Annotated in this window: 2 protein-coding genes; both read right to left on the bottom strand. The window is 72.8% G+C overall.

Features of this window, described 5'->3' with window-relative positions; translation table 11 throughout:
- Positions 1-334, bottom strand: a 334-nt coding sequence (locus IO24_RS47830; protein ID WP_425274907.1) for a condensation domain-containing protein, incomplete at its 3' end; no start/stop codon positions are given.
- A gap of 32 nt (positions 335-366) precedes the next feature.
- The coding region (locus IO24_RS0139750) for a non-ribosomal peptide synthetase (protein WP_031144706.1) at positions 367-4,987 on the bottom strand (4,621 nt) is incomplete at its 5' end.

The following is a 4,987-nucleotide window of genomic DNA, read 5'->3' as shown; positions in this document are numbered from 1 at the left end:
CCGGACCACGACCCCACACCCCCACCACACGCTCACGCTCGTCAGCGCCCAGCAGACCAACCGAACCAACCGGCTGATCCGCGTCCTCAGCCACAACCGTCAGCAAGCGGACGAGGCGGCTGAGGAGCGCGTCGGCGTCCGGGCGCGTGTAGCTGTCGGCGCGGTAGTCGAGACGCAGCCGCAGGCGGCTGCCGGGGACGACGACGAGGTTCAGCGGGTAGTGGGCGCCGTCGTGGCCCTTGGCGCCGGTGACCCGCAGTCCGGTGGTCTCGTCGACGGGCTGGGCGGTGCGGTCGGCGAGGTAGTTCTCGAAGGCGACGACGGTGTCGAACAGGTTGCCCTCACCGGCTGCCCTCTGCGTTTCCGTCAGGGCCAGGTGCTGGTGCGGGGGATCTCAGGCGTCCGCCCCGAGACCACGGCTCCGAAGACCACGTCGTCCTGGCCGGTCATCCGGCCGAGGAGCACGCCCCAGGCGCACTGCACCAGGGTGTTGAGGGTCACGCCGGCGCGGCGTGCCTGGGCGTCGAGTGCCGCCGTGGTGTCCGCGTCCAGGTGGGACACCAGCCGCTCGGGCAGGGGTGCGGGCCCTGATTCATCCGAGGGGGCGGGCGCCAGATACGTCGGTTTCGCCCCTGCCATCGCCTGGGCCCAGGCCTCCAGCGCCGCCGTCCGGTCACGCTCCGCGAGCCAGGTCAGGTAGTCACGGTAGGGCGTCGCCCTGGGCAGGGCGGAGTCGTCCCCTCCGGAGGCGTAGAGCCGGTACAGCGCGAGGAGTTCATTGACGTGGAGGGTCGAGGACCAGCCGTCCGTGAGGATGTGGTGCTGGGTGATGACCAGGCAGTGGTGTCCTTCGGCGAGGCGCACCAGGGCGAACCGCATGAGCGGTGGCTGCGACAGGTCGAAGCGCCGTGCCCGCTCGCCGGTCAGGAAGGCGTCCAGTGCGGCGTCGGGGTCGGGGCGTGCGGACAGGTCGACGTCCTGCCAGGGGAGCTGCGTTCCGTCCTCGATGATCTGCACCGGCCGGTCCAGGCCCTCGTGGTGGAACGCCGCCCGCAGGTTGGCGTGGCGTTCCAGCATGCGCTGCCCAGCCGCCCGCAGGGCCTTGCCGTCCACGGAACCGTCGAGGCGCAGCGCCATCTGGACCGTGTAGACGTCGGGGCCCGAGCTGTCGGCGAGGGCGTGGAAGAGCATCCCTTCCTGGAGCGGCGACAGCGGCCAGACGTCGGCCAGTTCCGGGTAGCGCTCCTCGAGTCGGGCGATCTGCTCGTGGCTGAGGTCGACGAGGTCGAGGTCGCTGGGGGTCCGGCTCGCGGGTGCGGGGCCTTCGGCGTGCGTGCCGAGGGCGGCGAGCGCGGCCAGCCAGGCGTCGGCGAGGCCCTGGACGTGTTCGCGGGTGAAGCGGGCCTCGGGCCACTTGAAGGTGGCGCTCAGTGCGGAGCCGTCGCGGGAGTCGACGGTGACGGCGTTGATCTCCAGCGGGTGCGGGACCTGCATGCGCGGGTCGAGGCCGCCGAGCGACGGGTTGCCGGGGATTTGCTGCCAGTTCGCGGCCGTTCCGTCTGCGTCGGGAGCGGGCACGGTGAAGCGGCCGAGGTAGTTGAAGGCGACCTGGGGGGCGGAGAAGCGGGCGAGGGCGGGGGCGGTCTCCGGGTTGAGGTGGCGCAGCAGTCCGTAGGTGAATCCGTTGTCGGGGAGGGCGCGGAGCTGCTCCTTGACGTGTTGCAGCGCACGGCCGACCGCGGGTCCGCCGGTGCGCAGGTCGGCCGCCGGTACGGGGCCCGGGTCGAGCCGGACCGGCGCCATGCTGGTGAACCAGCCGACGGTGCGGGTGGTGTCGGCTCCGGGGAAGGCGTCCTGGCGGCCGTGTCCCTCCAGGTCGATGAGGGTGGCGGTGTGCCGGGGGTCGTTGCGCCAGGCGGCGAGGGCGACGGCGAGTCCGGTCAGGAGCACTTCGTCGATGGTGGCGTGCAGTGTGGTGGGCACGCGGGTCAGCAACGCCTCGGTGAGTTCGGCCGGGACGGTGACGCGCAGGGTGGCCGACGTGGCGGCCGTGTCATGCGCGGGCCGGTCGGGGGCATGGGTGCCGAGACGCGGTTCGGGCCGGGACAGCGTCTCGATCCATTGCGGCAGTGACGTGGTGGTGCGGGGCTCCCGGGCCAGCTCCGTGAGGCGGCGGGCCCACTGCCGGAACGATGTGCCCACCGGGGCCGGCTCCGGGGTACGGCCGGCGAGTACGGCGGCGCCTGCCGCGGCGAGATCGGGCAGCAGGATCCGCCAGGAGACACCGTCCACCACCAGGTGGTGGATCGTCAGCAGCAGCCGGCCCGGCTCATCGGGGCCGTTGTCGAACCAGACGGCCTGCAGCATGACCCCGTCGTGGGGGGCGAGCCGGTCGCGTGCCTGCTCCGCGTGCTGGTGGAGCAGCGCACGCCGACGCTCTTCGTCGAGACCGGCGGTGGCCACCTGGGTGAGGTGCGGGTCGACGGCCACCGCACCGGCCGGCGGGACGTGGAGCACCCGGCCGGCGTCGCCTTCGTCCTGCCGTGTGAGGCGCGCCCGCAGCATGTCGTGGTGGTCGACGAGCGCCCGCAGTACGTCGCCGAGCTGTGCGCGGCTGATGCCGCCGGGGACCTGCACGAGCACCGACTGGTGGAAGGCGTCGAAGGGGTGGCCGGGTTCGAGGAGCCAGTGCATGACGGGGGTGAGCGGCACTTCGCCCACTCCGGCGCGGTCAGCGTCGGTGTCGTCCTCGCCGGTGGCGCGGTCGCCGCCGATCGGCCGTGCTCGGCGTGCCAGCGCCTCGGGCGTCTGGTGCTGGAAGATGTCCCGGGGCGAGAGGTCGAGTCCGTGTTCGCGGGCGCGGCTGACGAGGACGATGGAACTGATGCTGTCGCCGCCGAGGGCGAAGAAGCCGTCGTCGACGCCGACGTGGGCGGCGTCCAGACCGAGGACGTCGGCGAAGAGGGCGGTGAGGGCCTTCTCGCGCGGGGTGCCGGGGGCCCGGGTGGGCGTGGTGCCGGCGTAGTCGGGGGCGGGCAGTGCCCTGCGGTCCAGCTTTCCGTGGGGAGTCAGGGGCAACGTGTCCAGGACCACCACAGCGGCGGGCACCATGTACTCCGGTAGCCGCGCGGCGACGGTCTTCTTCGCCCGGCCCGCGTCAACGGGACCGTCGGCGACGACGTAGCCGACCAGGCGCCGGTCGCCGGGGCGGTCCTCACGGATCACGGCCGCGGCGCTCGCCACGCCCGGGCATGCCGTCAACGCGGCCTCGATCTCGCCGAGTTCGATGCGGAAGCCGCGCAGCTTCACCTGGTCGTCGGCCCGGCCGAGGAACTGGAGAGTGCCGTCACGGTTCCACCACACCAGGTCTCCGGTGCGGTACATGCGGGAGCCGGCGGGCCCGTGGGGGTCGGCGACGAATCGCTGTGCGGTCAGCCCCGGCCGGTTCAGATAGCCGCGCGCGACACCCGCCCCGGCCACGTACAGCTCACCGGGCACCCCGGGCGGCACCGGGGACAGGCCTGCGTCCAGGACGTACACCCGGACGTTCGCGATCGGGCGGCCGATCGGCGGCACCACCGCACCCGACAACGCATCGCTCAGCGTCGCGCACACCGTCGTCTCCGACGGTCCGTAGGCGTTGAACATCCGCCGCCCCGCGGACCAGCGTTCCACGACTTCCGGACCACAGGCCTCGCCGCCGACGATCAGCGTCAGCGTGCCCGGCAGCCGTTCCTCGGACAGCACCCTCAGCACCGACGGCGGCAGCGTGCAGTGCGTGATCGCCTCGTCCCTGAGGAGGTCGAGGAGGTCGGGGCCGGGCGTGAGCCGGTCCGCGTCGGCGAGGACGAGCGCGCCGCCCGTCAGGAGCGCGGTGAAGAACTCGGACGCGGCGGCGTCGAAGCTGGGCGACAGGAACTGCAGCACCCGGGAACCTGGGCCGATGTCCCATTTCTCGCTCTGCGCGAGCGCGAAGTTGGCGAGGCCCCGGTGCGGGACGGTGACGCCCTTGGGGGTGCCGGTGGAGCCCGAGGTGTAGATGACGTACGCCGGGTGTGCCAGATCCAGGGCGGTGACCCGCTCGGTGTCGGTGAGGTCGGAGGCGTCCAGGCCGGCGAGGCGCTCCTGAACCGCGGGGTCGTCCAGGACGACGACGGTCGTGCCGTCCTGCTCCGGCAGGACGGCACCGGCGCTGGAGTGGGCCAGGACGAGGCTCGGGCGGGCGTCCCGCAGCATGAAGCGGATGCGGTCGGGCGGGTAGGTGGTGTCCAACGGCAGATAGGCGGCGCCCGCCTTGAGCACGGCGAGCAGCGCGGTGATCAGGTCCGGGGACCGGGGGGCGGCCAGGGCCACGATGTGCTCGGGGCCGACGCCCCGCTCGACCAGGAGCCGGGCCAGTCGGTTGGCGCGGGCGTTGAGGTCCGCGTACGAGATGTGGACGCCGTCGGTGATGAGCGCGCTCGCGTCGGGCGTGGCCGCCGTGCGTGCCTGGAACAGCTCGGCGGCGGTACCGGCCGGCAGGGGCGTGGCGGTGTCGTTCCACTCCTCGAGGACCTGTCGCCTCTCGTCGTCCGACAGCACTCCGAACGACCCCACGCGCTGTGTCGGGTCGGCGGCGCCGCTCTCGAGGATGCGGATCAGCCGCTCGGCCATGGCGGTGACCGTGCCGTGGTCGAACAGGTCGGTGCGGTACGAGATCACGCCGCTGATCCCGTCGGCGACGTCGTCGGCGTGCCGTTCGGCGAGGCTGACGGACAGGTCCATCCGGGCGGTCTGGAGCCGGACGGTCTGCGGGACGGCCTTGAGGCCGGCGAACTCGGCGGCCGCACCCGGGGTGTTGTTGAAGGCCAGCATGACCTGGAAGAGGGGGTGGTGTGCGAGGGACCGCGTCGGGTTGACCGCTTCGACCAGGCTTTCGAAGGGGAGGTCCTGGTGGGCGTAGGCGTTGAGGTCGGTCTCGCGGACGCGGTCGAGGAGTTCGGCGAAG

This window comes from Streptomyces flavovariabilis, assembly GCF_000725785.1.
GTDB lineage: Bacteria > Actinomycetota > Actinomycetes > Streptomycetales > Streptomycetaceae > Streptomyces > Streptomyces hawaiiensis.
Note: the sequence above shows the minus strand (reverse complement) of the source record. Positions and strands in the feature narration are given on the sequence as shown.